Source organism: Knoellia sinensis KCTC 19936, assembly GCF_000768705.1.
GTDB classification, from domain to species: domain Bacteria; phylum Actinomycetota; class Actinomycetes; order Actinomycetales; family Dermatophilaceae; genus Knoellia; species Knoellia sinensis.
Genome location: NZ_AVPJ01000006.1, coordinates 211,227 through 227,890, shown reverse-complemented (window position 1 = coordinate 227,890; position 16,664 = coordinate 211,227). Strand labels below are relative to the sequence as shown.

General features: G+C 67.5%; 21 protein-coding genes. 7 read left to right on the top strand and 14 right to left on the bottom strand.

The window, feature by feature from the left end; all coding sequences use genetic code 11:
* Positions 1-42: 42 nt before the first annotated feature.
* Positions 43-375 carry a hypothetical protein gene (locus tag N802_RS10325; protein ID WP_052109773.1) on the top strand — a complete coding sequence of 111 codons (333 nt, stop codon included), beginning with the start codon at positions 43-45 and terminating at the stop codon, positions 373-375.
* A gap of 5 nt (positions 376-380) precedes the next feature.
* On the opposite strand, the gene N802_RS10320 is transcribed toward N802_RS10325, so the two are convergent.
* Entirely contained in the window at positions 381-890 is a 510-nt protein-coding gene (locus N802_RS10320) for a MarR family winged helix-turn-helix transcriptional regulator (RefSeq protein ID WP_052109804.1), read from the bottom strand.
* A gap of 141 nt (positions 891-1,031) precedes the next feature.
* On the opposite strand from N802_RS10320, the gene N802_RS10315 reads away from it, so the two are divergent.
* The 3 genes from N802_RS10315 (at position 1,032) to N802_RS10305 (ending at position 4,189) form a co-directional block, all read left to right on the top strand.
* A complete protein-coding gene (locus N802_RS10315) occupies positions 1,032-2,291 on the top strand; it encodes an MFS transporter (protein WP_052109771.1) in 1,260 nt (419 codons plus the stop codon).
* 117 nt (positions 2,292-2,408) lie between these two features.
* Positions 2,409-3,212 (top strand): MerR family transcriptional regulator, encoded by an 804-nt coding sequence (locus tag N802_RS10310; RefSeq protein ID WP_035915658.1) that lies wholly within the window; start codon positions 2,409-2,411, stop codon positions 3,210-3,212.
* A 131-nt stretch (positions 3,213-3,343) separates the two neighbouring features.
* The gene (locus N802_RS10305) at positions 3,344-4,189 is read left to right on the top strand and encodes a RecB family exonuclease (RefSeq protein ID WP_035915656.1); all 846 of its coding nucleotides are present in this window, start codon (positions 3,344-3,346) and stop codon (positions 4,187-4,189) included.
* Here N802_RS10305 and N802_RS10300 read toward each other — a convergent pair.
* Positions 4,118-4,825: an HAD family hydrolase gene (locus N802_RS10300; protein WP_035915653.1), complete on the bottom strand. Its 708-nt coding sequence runs from the start codon at positions 4,823-4,825 to the stop codon at positions 4,118-4,120. The two genes, N802_RS10305 and N802_RS10300, sit on opposite strands and share 72 nt — an antisense overlap.
* Before the next feature lie 47 nt (positions 4,826-4,872).
* On the opposite strand from N802_RS10300, the gene N802_RS10295 reads away from it, so the two are divergent.
* Complete coding sequence (locus tag N802_RS10295; protein WP_035915652.1) at positions 4,873-5,718, top strand: PAC2 family protein; 846 nt, start codon at positions 4,873-4,875, stop codon at positions 5,716-5,718.
* Between the two features lie 61 nt (positions 5,719-5,779).
* Here the strand turns inward: N802_RS10295 and mshC are convergent, their stop codons facing one another.
* The 8 genes from mshC to N802_RS10255 are packed head-to-tail and all read right to left on the bottom strand — an operon-like array spanning position 5,780 to position 11,607.
* Entirely contained in the window at positions 5,780-7,024 is a 1,245-nt protein-coding gene (gene mshC / locus N802_RS10290; RefSeq protein ID WP_035915650.1) for a cysteine--1-D-myo-inosityl 2-amino-2-deoxy-alpha-D-glucopyranoside ligase, read from the bottom strand.
* Between the two features lie 22 nt (positions 7,025-7,046).
* Complete coding sequence (locus tag N802_RS10285; RefSeq protein ID WP_035915646.1) at positions 7,047-7,835, bottom strand: SCO1664 family protein; 789 nt, start codon at positions 7,833-7,835, stop codon at positions 7,047-7,049.
* Positions 7,836-7,842: 7 nt separating this feature from the next.
* Positions 7,843-8,352, bottom strand: coding sequence for a DUF3090 domain-containing protein (locus N802_RS10280; protein ID WP_035915643.1), 510 nt, complete (start codon positions 8,350-8,352; stop codon positions 7,843-7,845).
* Positions 8,353-8,362: 10 nt separating this feature from the next.
* Positions 8,363-9,094 (bottom strand): energy-coupling factor ABC transporter ATP-binding protein, encoded by a 732-nt coding sequence (locus N802_RS10275; protein ID WP_035915641.1) that lies wholly within the window; start codon positions 9,092-9,094, stop codon positions 8,363-8,365.
* Positions 9,091-9,852 carry a cobalt ECF transporter T component CbiQ gene (cbiQ, locus tag N802_RS10270; RefSeq protein ID WP_035915639.1) on the bottom strand — a complete coding sequence of 254 codons (762 nt, stop codon included), beginning with the start codon at positions 9,850-9,852 and terminating at the stop codon, positions 9,091-9,093. Before cbiQ ends, N802_RS10275 begins: the two co-directional genes overlap by 4 nt.
* A 1-nt stretch (position 9,853) precedes the next feature.
* Positions 9,854-10,183 (bottom strand): PDGLE domain-containing protein, encoded by a 330-nt coding sequence (locus N802_RS10265; protein WP_035915636.1) that lies wholly within the window; start codon positions 10,181-10,183, stop codon positions 9,854-9,856.
* On the bottom strand, positions 10,180-10,872 hold the full coding sequence (locus N802_RS10260; RefSeq protein ID WP_035915634.1) for an energy-coupling factor ABC transporter permease: 693 nt from the start codon (positions 10,870-10,872) through the stop codon (positions 10,180-10,182). The genes N802_RS10265 and N802_RS10260 overlap by 4 nt, the downstream gene beginning before the upstream one ends.
* Before the next feature lie 42 nt (positions 10,873-10,914).
* Positions 10,915-11,607 carry an MSMEG_4193 family putative phosphomutase gene (locus N802_RS10255; RefSeq protein WP_035915837.1) on the bottom strand — a complete coding sequence of 231 codons (693 nt, stop codon included), beginning with the start codon at positions 11,605-11,607 and terminating at the stop codon, positions 10,915-10,917.
* Positions 11,608-11,636: 29 nt separating this feature from the next.
* Between N802_RS10255 and N802_RS10250 the strand changes: the two genes are divergently transcribed.
* Positions 11,637-12,620: a magnesium and cobalt transport protein CorA gene (locus tag N802_RS10250; protein ID WP_035915835.1), complete on the top strand. Its 984-nt coding sequence runs from the start codon at positions 11,637-11,639 to the stop codon at positions 12,618-12,620.
* Positions 12,621-12,657: 37 nt separating this feature from the next.
* On the opposite strand, the gene N802_RS10245 is transcribed toward N802_RS10250, so the two are convergent.
* From N802_RS10245 to N802_RS10235, 3 genes are read right to left on the bottom strand one after another with little or no spacing between them, the layout of a single operon-like run.
* Positions 12,658-13,539 (bottom strand): undecaprenyl-diphosphate phosphatase, encoded by an 882-nt coding sequence (locus tag N802_RS10245; protein ID WP_084072111.1) that lies wholly within the window; start codon positions 13,537-13,539, stop codon positions 12,658-12,660.
* Positions 13,536-14,606, bottom strand: a complete 1,071-nt coding sequence (locus N802_RS10240; RefSeq protein WP_035915632.1) for an LLM class F420-dependent oxidoreductase — start codon at positions 14,604-14,606, stop codon at positions 13,536-13,538. The genes N802_RS10245 and N802_RS10240 overlap by 4 nt, the downstream gene beginning before the upstream one ends.
* Positions 14,607-14,653: 47 nt before the next feature.
* Positions 14,654-15,037, bottom strand: coding sequence for a hypothetical protein (locus tag N802_RS10235; RefSeq protein WP_035915630.1), 384 nt, complete (start codon positions 15,035-15,037; stop codon positions 14,654-14,656).
* Between the two features lie 38 nt (positions 15,038-15,075).
* On the opposite strand from N802_RS10235, the gene N802_RS10230 reads away from it, so the two are divergent.
* Positions 15,076-15,261: a DUF5703 family protein gene (locus N802_RS10230; protein ID WP_035915628.1), complete on the top strand. Its 186-nt coding sequence runs from the start codon at positions 15,076-15,078 to the stop codon at positions 15,259-15,261.
* 20 nt (positions 15,262-15,281) lie between these two features.
* Here N802_RS10230 and N802_RS10225 read toward each other — a convergent pair whose 3' ends face one another.
* A complete protein-coding gene (locus N802_RS10225) occupies positions 15,282-16,610 on the bottom strand; it encodes a M20/M25/M40 family metallo-hydrolase (protein ID WP_035915626.1) in 1,329 nt (442 codons plus the stop codon).
* Positions 16,611-16,664: the final 54 nt, after the last annotated feature.

The window sequence follows — 16,664 nt, the reverse complement described above, 5'->3', positions numbered from 1 at the left end:
CGGTCGACGCGGCGACTCCCTACCGCTCCTACTGTTCGAGGTATGGACATCCCGCTCCTCGCAGGCACGCTTTCGACCGTGGTCTTCGCGGTCAGCAACCTGCCGATGCTGCGAAAGGCCCTGCGAACTCGGGATGTCGCGTCGTACAGCGTGTCGAGCCTGCTGATGATCAACTGCGCCAACGCGGCCTACTCGTTGTATGTGTTCAGCCTGCCGTTCGGGCCGATCTGGGCGCTGCATGCGTTCTACGTCGTATCGTGCGGCATCATGCTCGTCCTGTGCCTACGGGCGAGGCGCCTGGCGTGCGACAAGGAGACGCACCCTTCTGGCGGGAATCAGCCGGTAGGAGCCCCTCGACCTGACGTCATTGCGTGAAGCACTCAGTCCTCGACGTCGTCCAGGTGCGCGATGACACCTTCGAGGAGCCGCGCCAGTTCGTTGCGCTCCCTTGCAGTCAGGCCGCGGAGCACGTCGCTCTCGACGACGTCCGACTCACGAATGGACTGGATGAACAGGTCCCAGCCCTCCGGCGTGAGGGACACGAAGGTGCGGGTGCGGTTGTCCGCGTCCGGTCGGCGGAGGACCAAGCCGCGCTGCGCCATCTTGTCGAGCCGATGCGTCATCGACGACGGGGCCACGCTTGTGTGCTCGGCGAGCTGACTCGGCGTCAGGCTCTCTTCACCCGCCTTGGCCAACGCGGCGACGACGGCCCACTCCCCCTGGGTCAGGTCTAGGTCCGCGAGCTGACGGGCGTACCACTGGTCGAGCTTCTTCGTCACACCGTAGAGCGCGGTGATGACGCGCTGCACGGACTCTTCACCACCGGCCGCGACATAGGCCGCCACGGCGTCGGCGTGCTGTTGTGCAGCGGACTTCGTGCGTCGGGCCATGGCCCAGTGTTGCATAACGAGCTTCGAATGCTAATCTTTCGATGTCGAACCTTCGAGTTCGAATATCTTGGCATCGAAGCCTCCACGGGAAGGCTCGTTCCGAACCCCCAACCTCCACCACCTGAAGGGTGTGAACTCGTCATGCGCGCAAAACTCCTCGTCCTCGCGTCATCCATCGGAATGCTCGGCTGGGGAGCCGTCCTGCCCTTCCAGTACGCGTACGCCGCGGAGACTCGTGCGTGGGGTGCCTTCGTCGCCGCCGCGGCTTCTTCCCTGTTCTCCATCGGCGCGCTCGTGGCGGCCCCGATCGCCGGACGCCTCAGCGATCGCTTCAACCCGGTCACCGTCGCGGTTCTGGCACAACTCGTCGGTGCGGTCGGCGTGGGCACACTTGTCCTCGTCGACACTCGCGAGGCGTTCCTCGCCGGCATGTTCGTCTTCGGCCTCGGGCTCACCGCGGCGGTTCCCGCCAAGCAGGTCCTCGTGCTCCGCTGGGTTCCGAGCAACGACCGCCGCAAGATCTTCGCCTACAAGTTCACGGGTGAGGCCCTCGGCATGGCCGCAGGCGCGTACATCGCCGGACATCTGGTGGATCTGAAGAACCCTCAGGGACTCGACCTCGGATTCCTCACCGCCGCAGCAGGATTCGCGATCTCCTCACTCATCATCGGGCTGGCAGGCCGGGGCGCGGATCTCCACGCGGGCAGTGACGCCCTGACCGAGGCACCTTCCGCCGCCAGCCCTCGCGAGTCCCTGCGAGCGATCTTCGCCACACCGGCGCTGCGCTGGACGGCGGTCATCACCGTCACTCTCGCCCTCGGGTTCTATGCGCAGTTCGAATCCGGGCTGCCCGCCTATGCGCTCACGGAGCTCAATGTCGACCCAGCCGGGGTCGGCACTGCGGCAGCCGTCAACTCGATCGTCATCGTCGCCCTGCAGGTCGTCGTCGTCAGGCTCACCGCGAACCGCAGTGCACCCACCCTGCTCATGGCTGTCGGCGGCATCTGGGTCGTGTCGTGGCTCGTCCTCTCGACCGCACAGTTCGCACCCGGTATCGCCGCCGCGCTCTTCGTCACGACGTTCGGAATCTTCGCCGTGGGCGAGACGATGTACAGCCCTGTCCTCAACCCGCTGACCGCCTCACTTGCCCCGGCAGGAATGGTCGGCCAGACCCTCGGGATCTTCGCCGCACTGCAGACGACGTTCTCGGCCCTCGGCCCGCTCGTTGCCGGTGCTCTCCTGGGGGCGGGCCTCGCCAACGGGTTCCTCGGACTCCATCTCGCGATCAGTCTCCTCGCGGTGTACGCCGCGTGGCGGCTCCGGGCCGTGATGCGCTCCAGCGACATGGCGCGCAACGCGCCGTCGACCGCTTTGGACGACGAGACAGTCCTCGCCGCCTGAGGCGAGCGGACGGCATACGGTGAAAGAGGCTTGACCCTCACACGGTGTCAGGCTGTCTGCTGACGGTGTCGCCCGGGCGCTGGACCCGGGGACGAGACCAGGAACGAAGGGACCCTCGTGCTCGGCATCGGTGAGTTCGCCCTCCATGGCCAGGTATCCGTGAGGATGCTGCGCCACTACGACGCGCTCGGGCTGCTCGTGCCCGCTGCGGTCGATGGGCACAGCGGCTACCGGCGCTACACGGCTGAGCAGCTCAGTCGGCTCAACCGGCTCGTGGCTCTCAAGGACCTCGGGTTCGGTCTCTCCGAGATCGGACCGATCCTCGACGCCGATGTCTCGGCGGACGAGCTCCGAGCCATGCTGGCGCTGCGCCGCAGCCAGGTCGCTGCACGCATCGAGGAGGACCAGACCCGCCTCGCCGAGATCGAGCGTCGCCTTCGGACCATCGAGAAGGAGCACACCATGACTGACCTCAAGTTCATCACCAAGCCGCTGCCAGAGCTCACGCTCGCGCAACGCACTGGGACAGCCACCGACCAGTCCCAGATCGGTCCTGCCATCGGACCGCTCTTCGCGGCGTTGCTCACCGACGCGGGCCGCGCCGGCCTCGACGTCGAGCAGCCCACTGTCGCCTGGTATGACGGCGATGCGGACACGCTCCGCTTCGCGGCCGGTATGCCGCTCGCGGCCAACGAGTCCATCCCCGGTTACGAGGTGGAGACGTTGCCCGCCTCCGCACGGGCCGTGACCGTCGTCCACCACGGGTCGATGGAGACGATCGGCGACACGTGGCAGGCCCTGATGCAATACATCGGGGCGGCAGGACTCTCCCCCACGGATCGTTGCCGGGAGGTCTACATCTCGACGCCGCAGGACGACCCGGACTCCTGGGTCACCGAGCTGCAGCAGCCCGTCAGCTGAAAGGCCGACTGATTGCCCCGCACTGCACGGTTCTTCGGCCGACGCCCTCATCTCAGTGCAGTCCGGGGCAAGCAGTCGGGGTGTTGAGGTGAGGCGCGTGCGTGTCAGTGCGACGGCATACGGTGTCGTCCATGGTCCCCGCCCTGTCCCCGAGCCGCGCAGCGGACTTCAAACAGTGCCCGCTGCTCTTCCGCTTCCGGACGATCGACAAGCTCGATGGCCCCCCGTCGCCGGCTGCCGCACGCGGGACCCTGGTCCACGAGGTGCTTGAGCACCTCTTCGAGTTGCCCGCAGCGGAACGCACACCCGATGCAGCCCTCGCCCTTCTGGAGCCGCGGTGGGCGAGCCTCGTCGAGGAGCGCCCGGAACTCGCGACCATGATCGAGGACGACGAGAGCCTCGACGAGGACGGCTGGTTCAAGGCGGCCGGGGCACTCGTGGAGCGTTGGTTCACGCTCGAGAACCCTCAGTGGCTGGAGCCGGCCGAGCGCGAACTCTATGTCGAGACCGAGGTCGACGGGCTCACATTGCGTGGCTATGTCGACCGGCTCGACATCGCCCCTGACGGCGCCATGCGCGTCGTGGACTACAAGACCGGACGGTCACCCCACGAGGCGTTCGAGGGCAAAGCCCTCTTCCAGATGAAGTTCTATGCGCTGGTGCTGTGGCGCCAACGTGGCGTCATCCCGAAGCAACTCCAGCTCGTCTATCTCGGCAACGGTGAGATCGTCCGCTACGAGCCGGACGAGCACGACCTCGTCGGGCTCGAGCGCAACGTCAAGGCAGTGTGGCAGGCCATCGTGCGTGCCAGTGAGACCGGTGACTGGCGGCCCCGCACCTCCAAGTTGTGCGACTGGTGCGACTTCAGGGAGTTGTGTCCCGAATGGGGCGGCACCCCCCCTCCCCTACCTGCCGACGCCGGTCGCCTCGTCCTCGACCCGAGCGTCACGGGCGAGGCGCTCGTCGGCGACGACTGACACCAAATCGTGCGGAGTCAGGCCGCGCAGGCTTGGCAGCTGCACGGCCCCGCGCAGGATCGGCACGGGCACGACGTGGGGCACCGCGATCGTCGGCACGCCCGCCGCCACGGCCGAGCGCACTCCAGTCGGCGAGTCCTCGATGGCGATGCAGTCCCTGGCCTCGACGCCGAGCAGGCGCGCTGCGGCGTGATACGGCTCTGGGTGCGGCTTGCCGTGCTCGACCTCGTCGCCGGTGACGAGCACGGCAAAGGTTCCGTCGGGCAGGGCATCGACCACTGCAGTGGCCAGCGAGCGCCACGACATCGTCACGAGGGCATTGGGAACCCCGGCCTCGATGAGCGACGCGAGCAACTCGCGGGCTCCCGGGCGCCACGGGACATGCTCACGCACTTGCGCGGTGACCCGCACCAGCAACTCGTCGATGATCCGTTCGGGGGACCAGGTGATGGGCGAGTTCTCGCGGATGAACTCGGCACTCACCATGAGGTCATTGCCGACGAGCTGATGGGCGAATTCATCGGACCAGACACCCCCGTGCTCCTCCACGATGTCGTGCTCGGCAGCGATCCAGTAGGGCTCGGTGTCGACGAGGGTCCCGTCCATGTCCCAGAGAACCGCAGCAGGCAACGTCATGCCGCGAGTCTACGAATAGGGTGGACAGTGACACCCGAGGAGGATGCGTGATCGAGCTGGACGACCTGCCCGAGATGGAGAACGCCGTCATGATCGCGGCGTTCGAGGGCTGGAACGATGCTGGTGAGGCCGCGAGCGGCGTGATCGAACACCTGGCGCAGATCTGGGACGCAGAGCCCGTCGCCGCTCTGGACCCGGAGGACTACTACGACTTCCAGGTCAACCGGCCGCGTGTGGTGTCCGAGGGCGGGCGACGCCGTATCAGTTGGCGCACAACCCGGATCCTCGTGGCGACCGACACCCCGATCGGTCGTGATGTCATCCTCGTCCAGGGCGTGGAGCCCTCCTTCCGATGGCGTGCCTTCGCCATCGAGCTCATGGAGCTGGCCCAGGCGGCCGACGTCACTACGGTCATCACCCTGGGCGCCCTGCTGGCAGACGTAGCCCACACGCGACCCATCCAGGTCACGGCGACGTCCGACCATGAGGACACGCGCCACCGGCACGACATCGAGTCCAGCACCTACGAGGGCCCCACCGGCATCGTCGGTGTCATCGCCGACGCGGCCGTCCAGATGGGCGTGAGTTCCATTTCGATCTGGGCGGCGGTCCCCCACTACGCGCACCACACGCCATCGCCCAAGGCGACCCGCGCCATGGTCTCGACCCTCGAGGGGCTCTTTGACGCCGCCATCGACCACGCGGGTCTCGACGACGATGCGCGTGCCTGGGAGCACGGGCTCGACGCCCTGGCGTCGGAGGACTCGGAGGTGGCCGAGTACGTCGAATCACTCGAAGAAGCCCAGGACGCCGCCGAACTCCCCGAGGCCACGGGCGACGCCATCGCCAAGGAGTTCGAGCGCTACCTGCGCAAGCGCGGGCTCGACGACTGAGGTCCGCTAGCGCCTCAGGCAGAGCGCGAGGGGCCGACCCAGCCGACGACTGCCACCGGGATCAGATGCGGACGCCGAGGAGAGCGTCGAGCACGCGCGCCAAGACGCCCGGAGCGCTCGGGTCGTCGCCGCCTTCGGTCAGAGTGCGGACCGCCCAGTCGTCGACGGCACTGAGGGCGAACGGAGCATCAAGGTCGTTCGACAGTCCGGCCCTGATCGCGGCGACAACCTCGTCAGTCGAGGGTGCGGCGTTGACGGACAATGCCTCGCGCCACTGCTCAAGTCGTGCCTGAGCGGCCTCCAGCAACTCCGGGGTGTAGTCCCAGTCGGTGCGGTAGTGCTGCGCGAGCAGCAGCAGCCGGATGGCCATGGGGTCGACACCGTCGGCGCGCAGCCGCGACACGAGGACGAGGTTGCCGCGGGACTTGCTCATCTTGTGTCCGTCGAGACCGACCATTCCGGCATGAGCGTGGACCCGGGCGTACTCCCCCACGCCGATCGCGCTCGCCTGCGCAACCGTCATCTCGTGGTGCGGGAAGATCAGGTCAGAGCCGCCGCCGTTGACGTCGATCGGCAGCCCGAGTCGATCCAGGGCGATGGCTGTGCACTCGACGTGCCATCCCGGACGACCCGCCGGGATGCCGTCGAACTCCCAGGACGGCTCCCCCTCTCGCGCGGCACGCCAGAGCAGCGGGTCCAGGGCGTCACGCTTGCCCACCCGGTCAGGGTCTCCCCCACGCTCGGCAAACACCGCGAGCATCTCGTCGCGGCTCCAGCCGGAGACCTGCCCGAACCCGGGCACCTTGGACAGGTCGACGTAGAGATCCGGACCTTCCGCGTCGTCGTTCGCAAGCTCGTATGCCGTGCCGCTCTCGATGGTGCGCCGCACCAGGTCCGCGATGGTCGGCATCGCCTCGACCACGCCCACGTAGTTCTGCGGCGGGACGACCTGGAGTGCGGTCATGTCCTCGCGGAAGAGGTCACCCTCCTTGGCGGCAAGATCCCGCCACTCAATCCCATCGCGCTCAGCCCGCTCGAGGAGCGGGTCGTCGATGTCGGTGACGTTCTGGGTGAAGTGGACGTCATGGCCGTTGTCTCGAAGCACGCGACCCACCAGGTCGAACGCGACATAGGTCGCCGCGTGACCGAGATGCGTGGCGTCGTAGGGAGTGATCCCACAGACGTAGAGGCGGGCGGCGGGACCCGGAGCGATGCTCCGGAGTTCGCCCGAGCTCGTGTCGTGCAGCTGAAGCGGAGTGCCCTCACCGGGGACGGCGGGCAGGAACGGGGGCGGCCACGAGATCACGGTCGAAGCCTACGGCGGGCGTTCACATCGCTGGCCACGGGATGGCGGGCCACCCGGGCAACGGCACTGGGTGACGGCCCTGCGCCAAGAGGTCCTCCGCTCGGCTGAGCAGCGCCTCGATTTCCTCGTGGGTGAGGAGACCGGTCAACTCGTCCCGAAGAACCCCCGAGTCGAGGGCCTCCCTCACCTGATCGAGGCGTGCCCTGTCTGCGTCGTCGAGAACCTCACCGGCCCATCCCCACAACACGGTGCGCAACTTCGGTTCGACACCGAGACTCACGCCGTGGTCAACGCCCCAGAGCCTGTCGTCGACGAGCAGGAGGTGCCCTCCCTTGCGATCGGAGTTGTTGATGAGGGCGTCGAACACGGCAGCCGTACGCACCCTCTGATCCAGCGAGTGCGCGACGACCACCGGGTCGCCGTCGGGAGTCTCGCCCCGGAGAACCTCGCGCCAACCGTCTGGAACGGCACTCGGCGCCACGACGTCCACGACGGGCTCAGGGGACGCGTCCGGCTCGCCCACCCATTCCTGAGTCATCGCCGTTCCCCACGGGCCCTCGTGGAGCACTGTGGGCGGGACAACGTCGAAACCTCCCGCCTCACTGATGAGGTAGGCCGCCCGCTCGCGGCCGGCGAGGGTCCCGTCCGGGTAGTCCCAGAGGGGCCTCTCAAGCGCCACCGGCTTGTGGATCGCCAGTCGGGAGTCATCGTGATGGGTGACCCTCACGAGGACGGCGCCGTTGGACGACTCCACGAGCCGACCGAGCAGTTCGACCTCGCCCGCAGTGAGCAGGTCCACAACGTCGTTCATCACCCACCTATCGCTTGTAGCCGTTGGCGCGTGGACAGATGTGCCCCTCAGGGTCGAGGGGTTGCCCACAGAAGGGGCAGGGCGGGCGGCCCGCGGCGACGATGGCCTGGCATCGCCGCGCGAAGGCTCTGGCGTGCGTCGGGTCGAGCACCACCCGCACCGCCTCACCCTCGGCGTCCTGCTCTGGGTCCCTGTCATGGCACTCGATGATCACCGACGAGCGGGATTCATCCCAGGCAAGGCTCACGGTGTCGACGCGGAACTCGTCCTCGATCGGCGTCTCGAGAGCCTCGGTGTCGGCGACGTGCTCGGCGACAGCATCCGAGGCCGCGATCCCACCGACGCTGTCAAGGAGGTCGGAGATCCGCTCCGCGAGGATGCTGACCTGCACCTTCTCGATGGACACGGAGACGAGTCGGCCCTGTCCGCGAGCCTGAAGGAAGAAGGTTCGCCCGCCCGGGGGCCCGACGGTGCCGGCGACGAAGCGCTCTGGCGGGTCGAAGTCACTGATCGCCATGCTTCGCAGACTAACCCGTGAAGCCCCAGGGCAGTTCGAGGCGATGGGTCCGCAGCAGTTCGGCATCCTCGAGGACATCTCGCGTCGGACGGTCCGCGGCGACGATTCCCCCAGACAGGACGACGGCGCGCTCACAGAGTTGCAGGGCGAACGGCAAGTCGTGGGTGACCATGAGGACCGTGACGTCGAGCGTCTCGATGAGTTCGCCCAACTCGCGCCGGGACGCCGGATCAAGGTTGGAGGACGGTTCGTCGAGGACGAGAATCTCGGGCTCCATCGCCAGCACCGTGGCAATGGCGACGCGCCGCCGCTGGCCGAACGACAGGTGGTGCGGCGCCCGATCGGCGAGGTCCTGCATGCCCACCGCGGACAGGGCCGCCTCCACTCGGGTGTTCAGGTCGTCACCACGCAGCCCGAGGTTTGCCGGTCCGAATGCGACGTCGTCGCGCACGGTCGGCATGAACAACTGGTCATCCGGGTCCTGGAAGACGATCCCCACACGACGCCTGATCTCCAGGTGGTTCTCACGCGTGACCGGCAGACCGGAGATCGCGACAGCACCCGCGCCCGCTTCGAGAATGCCGTTGAGGTGGAGGACCAGGGTGGTCTTGCCGGCACCATTGGGGCCGAGCAGTGCGACCCGTTCGCCGCGGTGCACGTGCAGGTCAACACCGAAGAGGGCCTGGTGGCCGTCGGGATAGGCGAAGGCCAGGCCACGCACGTCAAGAACCGCAGTGCTCACGCGGCATACACCGCAGTGAGCGCTGCGAGGGCGAGGACCGCCGGTACGTGGGCCACTGCCCAATCGCGTCCGGTCGCCGAAAGGGGGTCGGTGACCGGCATACGTCCGGTGTAGCCACGAGACATCATCGCCAGATGGACGCGTTCGCCGCGCTCATAGCTCCGGATGAACAGCGCGCCAGCGCTGGAGGCGATCACGGGCCAGGATCCCAGCGACCGAGCCCGGAAGGCACGCGAGTCGCGGGCGACCTTCATCCTCTGGGCCTGAGATCCGACGACACCGAGGTACCGAACCATGAACGCGAGAATCTGGACGAGTCTGTCCGGGAGGCGAAGGTGCTGCAGCGCACGCACGAGGTCCCGGCTCGACGTGGTCGTCGCGAAGGCGACGGCCATCAGCACGCTGGTCGTGGCTGTCAGGAGCAGGGCGATGCTCGCCTCCACGCCGTCGCGCGACACGGTGAACGGCCCGAGCCTCATCGCCGGACCTGTGGCGACGAAAGGAAGGACGAGGGCGAACACCACGAACGGAACCTCGACCACCAGCCGGGACACCACGTGCCTGAGTGGCACCCGCGTCGACACGACGACTGCACCCGCCACGAGCAGAAGGGCCGCGCGCGCGGAGTGTGCGTCACGCGGGAGCGCCACGACCAGCAGGACGAAGGTCACCAGCCCGACCAGCTTGGCGTGGGCAGGGAGTTTGTGGACGACCGATTCACCCTCGACGTGGAGGTGGATGCCGAGTCCGGCGCCCATCTCAGCCTTCGTTGCGGGTGCCGCGCTTGCGCAGCACGAACATGAGCCCGAAGGCGATCACGGCGACGGCGACCACCCCGAGGATGCCGGCCAGGCCACCGGACAGCCGTTCGTTGGCGACGCCGGCCACGCCGTAGTCGGCCAGCGGCGACTCGCCGGTGGCGTGCTCACCGGCGGTATCGACAAAGCCCAGCTTCTCGGCAACGAACTCAAGGCCATCGGGGTTGCCCGACGCCCAGAGGGAGACGACTCCGGCAAGGATGAGCGAGATGACGAGGCCGGCGATGACCAGTCGCCTCGTCGAGATCTGCGGACCCGTGGTGGTGCTCATGCCGGGACCTCCGTCCGGATCTCGAGGTCCCGCCGCTCGATGAGGCCTCGCGCTCCGTGCACGAGGTCCGGCCGCGTCGCGATGATGCTGCCGACGGCGAGCAAGGTGATGAGGCCTTCTCCCACACCGATGAGGGCGTGCCACCCGACCATGGCCGTGACGAGGTCGCCCAGCGGGATCGGCGCCCGCCCACCCACGGCATACATCGCCGTGAAGGTCAGCGCCACCAGAGGCACCGAGGCGAAGGCAGCCACACCAGCGAGGGCTGGCACGACCTTCGATCCAGCCGAGCGAGCGAGCCGGCGCAGACCCACGAAGACGAGCCAACCGGCCCAGACCCCGACCAGCGCCATCAGCGTGATGTTGGTCCCCAGGGCGCTGATCCCGCCGTCGGCGAAGAGCAGGGCCTGGACCGCGAGAACCACTGTGAGGCACAGGGTGGCGGTCCACGGACCCACGAGCACAGCGGCGAGGGTTCCGCCGAGGAGATGGCCCGACGTGCCAGCCCCCACGGGGAAGTTCAGCATCTGCGCCGCGAAGACGAAGACGGCGACCAAACCCGCGAGGGGGGCCGTACGGTCGTCGAGTTCACGGCGGGCACGGCTCAGCGCGAGCGCTACGCCACCGACGGCGATGACAGCCGTGCCGAGGGACGTGGGCGCGTCGAGGAACCCATCCGGGACATGCATGCCAGACCTCTCGCTTGTTGCTTATTGTTCGCAACAACGACTCTAGCCCGTGCCCCCACCAACGGTCGCGTCACCCTCCGGCACGACGGCTGGCCCGCTCCGGTGTCGAGGTACCCCGTCCCCTGCCGAGTTCACGGCCATGACCATCGCCTTCCCCCCCGAGCGTCGAATGATCGACACCGACGCGGGATCGACGTGAACCCGCTGCAGCCCGGCCAGCCCCGCCCCGACCGCATCGACGATCGCCGCCTTGATCGGGTCACCGTGGCTCACTGCCACCCAGACGGCGCCCGGGCCGCTCTCGGCATCGACCTCGGCGTCGATGCGCCGGATCGCTCCGTTGATCCGGTCGGCCATCTCGGCGAGGGACTCGGAGGCGAATCGGTCGCTCGACGGGAAGCGGGCATGTGCGGGGTCGTCCTGGACGGTGCGCCACAGCGGTTCCGACGTGAGCTCGGCAATCGGCCGACCGGTCCACGCGCCGTAGTGGCACTCCCCCAAGTCGTCCACGATCTCGGGGCGAGCTCCCGGGAAGAGCAGTTCGGCAGTCTCCCGACAGCGCTGCAGCGGACTGGTCACGAGACGAGCCACGTCGAGACCCGACAGTCGATCGGCCAGTCGCGCGACGTCCTCGCGCCCACGGTCGGTGAGACCCACACCCTCGGCCCACCCCGCAAGCACGGCCTCGGCGTTGGCGGTCGAGTGCCCGTGTCGGACGAGCAGGAGCAGAGCCACGGCGCCCACTCTAGGCAACAATGGCGCGCGTGATCATCGACAAGGCGCTCTACCGGGATGGACGGCGTGAGGTCTGCGGAGACCTCAGCGACGAGCTGGACGCGCTCAGGGCAGCCGGCGATGCCGCAGCGTTCCTGTGGATCGGGCTCAAGGACCCCTCGATGGCCGAGCTCGAGAACGTCAACGAGGAACTCGGTCTGGGACTCCACCCCCTCGCCATCGAGGATGCGGTCAGCGGGCGACAGCGCGCCAAGATCGAGCTCTACGGGTCCAACGTCTTCGTCGTCCTCAAGACGTTGAGCTACATCGAGGAGACCTCTGACGTCGAGACCGGGCAGCTGATGGTGCACGTCGGCGCGCACTTCGTGCTCACGATCCGCCGCGGAGAACTGAGCCCCCTCGCCGGCGTCCGCAAGGGTCTCGAGGACGACCCCGACAAGCTTGCCCTCGGACCCTTGGCGGCTCTCCACGCTGTCGTCGACCGTGTCGTCGACCAGTACCGCGACATCGACGGCGAGGTGGCCCGGGACATCGACGAGATCGAGAGCGCGGTCTTCTCCGAAGGCCTTGTGGCCTCGGACACGATCTATCGGCTCAAGCGTGAGGTGCTGGAGTTCCGCCGGGCCATCACGCCGCTGGGCGCGCCGTTGCGACTGCTGCACACGAGTCCACGCAGTCCCGTGCACGACCCCGAGCTGCGCTTGCTGTTTCGCGACATCGACGACCACCTGCACTTCGTCGCCGACCGGATCGAGTCCTACGACAGGCTCCTGAGCGACGTGCTCAGCGCCAACCTCGCGAAGATCTCGGTCCAGCAGAACGCCGACATGCGCAAGATCTCAGCCTGGGTTGCGATCGCTGCGGTGTCCACGATGATCGCCGGCATCTATGGCATGAACTTCGACCACATGCCAGAACTCCACTGGCGCTACGGCTACTTCATCGTGCTCGGGGTCATGGCCGCCGCATGCATCGGGCTCTATGTGACCTTCAAGAAGGTCAAGTGGCTCTAGAGCGTGTGCGGCCCTCGAGCCAACCCTGAGGGCTCGATCAGGTCGCGCTGATCCAGCCTGCGCCGAGCGCCAGGAACATGATCGCGCCGAGCACGACTCGGTAGGCGATGAACGACATGAGCGAGTTGCTCTGGACGAACTTGAGCAGCCACGCAATGGAGGCATAGGCCACGACGAACGCCACGACACAACCAGTGATGATGGGGCCAACACCCAGCGCCTGGAGCGCATCGCCATTCTCGAACGTTTGGTAGATCCCGGCGCCCGTGAGCGCCGGGATGGCGAGGAAGAAGGACAGCTCCGTCGACGTCACGCGGTCAATCCCCCGCATGAGCCCTGCGGAGATCGTCGCGCCCGAGCGCGAGACACCCGGGATGAGCGAGAAGCACTGCACGAGGCCGATGACGAGGCCATCCTTGACCGTCAGGGCATCCTCACCACGCTGAACGCCCTGTGACTCGAGGACGTCGTGGCGTCGCTCGGCGAACCACATGACCACACTCCACAGGATGAGCGCCGCCGCGACCACCCACAGACTGCGCAACGGCCCTGAGATGAGGTCCTTGAGGAGCAGGGCAACGACCACCACCGGGATGGACCCCACGATGACGGCCCAGGCAAGTTGGTAGTCGTGCGACTCCCGCGCCTCCGCGTTGCCCAGCCCACGGATCCACGCAAGAAACAGTCGCAGGATCTTCTTGCCGAAGTACGTGAACGTCGCGAGGATCGCTCCGATCTGGATCAGAGCCGTGTATGCCGTCACGGCCGGTGCGTCGACCGGCAGACCGAGCAACTTCTCGGCGATGGTGAGGTGACCTGTCGATGACACCGGGAGGTATTCCGTGAGTCCTTCGACGATGCCGAGAACGACGGCCTGGAAATAGGACAGTTCGACAGGAGCGTCGACAGCGAGGATCACGTGGTGGCTTTCGGCTGGGTGGACGGAACGATCTCGGACATGACGCGGAGGGTCTCGAGTCGCTCCTCAATGGTCAAGGCGAACGGGGACACTCCAAGCGTGGTGACACCGGCATCGGCGTAGCGCGTCACACGCGCTCCGATGCGCTCCGCCGGGCCGATCAGGGCTGTGGCGTCGATGAACTCGAACGGAACCGCCTCGGCGGCGTCTCGGTGCTGGCCGGCCAGGAAGAGTTCCTGGACGCGTGCGGCCTCATCCTCGAAGCCCATGCGGCATGCGAGTTGATTGTAGAAGTTCTTCTCCTTGGAGCCCATTCCGCCGATGTAGAGGGCGGAGTAGGCGGCGACCGCTGCAGCGCCTGCCTCGATGTCGTCCGTGACGACAACGGGGACCGTGGGGACGATGTCGAACCCACGCAACGGGTCGTCCTCGGAGCCCTGACCAGCCCGCTGGCGGCCGGTGGAGATGGACCCCAGAATCTCCCCAGAATGCTCGGGCGAAAAGAAGATGGCGAGCCACCCGTCCGCCACCTCGCCGGTGAGCTCAAGGTTCTTGGGGCCGACCGCCGCGAGGTAGATCGGCAAGCTGTCCTGGGTCGGCGCGATGGTCAGTTTGAGTGCTTTGCCAGGACCGTCCGGGAGAGGCAGGGCGTAGTGCTCACCGGCATACGACACGCGTTCGCGCGCCAGCGCCTTGCGGACGATCTCGACGTACTCACGAGTCCGCGCCAGAGGCTTGCCGAAGCGAACGCCGTGCCATCCCTCGCTCACCTGCGGGCCCGACACTCCCAGGCCCAACCGGAAGCGCCCGCCGGAGAGGTGGTCCAGACTCGCGGCGGTCATGGCGGTCATCGCCGGTGTGCGAGCCGGGATCTGCATGACAGCCGAACCGAGGCCGATCTGCTGAGTGGTCGCGCCGATCCACGAGAGGAACGTGACGGTGTCGCTGCCGTAGGCCTCGGCAACCCATGCCGAGTCGTAGCCCAGCCGGTCCGCTTCCCGGGCCAGAGCCAGCATGTCGTCGCTTGAGGACAGGCCCATGTAGCCGAGGTTCACCGCAAGTCGCATGGCGCCCACGGTAGTGGCGGGACCATCGGGCTCCGCATCGAGGTCGGTCAGCGGCTGCGTGCGCCGCCGCTCTGGTCACCGTCGTCGTCGGACTCGTCCGACTCGTCGTCGAAGTCCTCGTCATCGAGACCCGAGTAGACGCCGTCGTCATCGTCGTCGTCCTCGTCGAGATCCTGGTCCTCGTCCTCGTCCTCGTCAGCGTCAGCGTCAGCGTCGTCACCCTCGTCGTCGCCGGTGTAGACGTCGAGCGGAGTCATCTCGCCGAAGGCCTCGTAGAGCGCGTTGTCGTAGGTCTCGAAGGCGTCGAGCAGGTCGTCGTATGCCGCCGCCACGGTGGGGTCGTCCTCGCCTCGGCGAGATGAGCACGCCTCAAGGTGGCGTTCGAAGGCGGACACGAGGAGGGACAGGGCGGCACGCGGGTCGGCGCTCATGTTCAGAACCGTAGCGCCTCGTGCCGCACAATGGGTCGATGGTGGAGTATGAGTATCGGGTCCTGACCTTTGGGCGCGACACCCGCCGCGGAGACATTCGCCGGGCGCTCACGGAGCAGGCTGAGTACGGCCACTGGGAGTTGCACCGCACCCGTGTCTACATCGGCGGGATCACGCGAACCTGGTTGCGACGCAAGATCATTCGCGTCCGGCGGGCGTCCTGACGCCTGCCAACCGACGCCGATCAGCAGGTCTCGATCAGGCGCTGCAGGACACGCGCACCGAAGCGCAGTGATTCGGTGGGCACGCGCTCGTTGATGCCGTGGAACATGGGCGCGAAGTCGAGGTCCGCGGGCAGGCGCAGCGGCGCAAAACCGTAGCCCGTGATGCCCAACAGCGACAATGCCTTATTGTCCGTACCGCCGGACAGGCAGTAGGGCAACACCTCTGCGTCCGGGTCCTCGGCACGCAGGGCCGCCACCATGGCCTCGACGAGCGGCCCCTCGAAGGGTGCGTCGAGAGCGATGTCGCGGTGCAGGACCTCGACCTCGACATGCTCACCCACGAGATCCCGGATCGTCTGCATGAGGTCATCCTCATGCCCCGGGAGAAAGCGGCAGTCGACATTCGCATGCGCCTGCTGCGGGATGACGTTGTGCTTGTAGCCGGCGTCGAGCATCGTCACGTTGCTCGTGTCCTGCAGGGTGCCGCGCACGAAGCCCTGGGCACCTCCGAGGTGGCCTAGGAGTTCATCGAGGTCCTCGTCCGAATAGTTCACGCCCGTGAGCTCGCTCAGCCCGTCGAGCAGGGTGCGCACCGACGGGATGAACTCGCGAGGCCACTTGTGCGCGGCCAGGCGAGTGAGCGCCTCGGCCAGTCGCGCGATGGGGTTCTCGTCGTTCGGGACCGACCCGTGGCCGGCGCGCCCCGTCGCGGTGAGGCGGATCCAGGCGATGCCCTTCTCTGCGGTCTGGAGCAGGTAGGCGCGCTTCTCACCTCCGTCGGCGGTCGGCACGGTCACGCTGTAGCCACCGACCTCGCTGATGGCCTCGGTGACGCCGGCGAAGAGGTCCGGGCGGTGCTCCACAAGGTGGTGCGATCCCTTCTTCCCGCCCGCCTCCTCGTCGGCGAACAGGGCGATGACGAGGTCGCGTGGCGGGACGATGCCCCCGCGGGCGAGGTGCCGGACACAGGCGATGATCATCGCGTCCATGTCCTTCATATCGACGGCTCCGCGCCCCCAGAGGCAGCCGTCCTTCTCGACGCCCTCGAAGGGGTCGACTTCCCAGTCAGCGGCGTTCGCCGGGACGACGTCGAGGTGTCCGTGAATGCAGAGCGCTCCGCGCTCGCGGTCGGTGCCCGGGATGCGCACCACGACCGAGGCTCGGCCGGGGTCGGACTCGATGATCTCTGGGTCGAGTCCGACCTCACGGAACAGTCCCGCGACATGGTCGGCGGCGGCTCGTTCCCCTGGGCCTGAACCATCGCCATAGTTCGACGTATCGATCCGGATCAGGTCCCGGCAGATGCCGACGACCTCGTCCTCGGGGCGCAGGCTCGTGGTCTCCGTCATGCGATCCAGCGTAGGCGGCGGGGCCGATTTCTCGTTCGGGCGGTATGCCGTGTA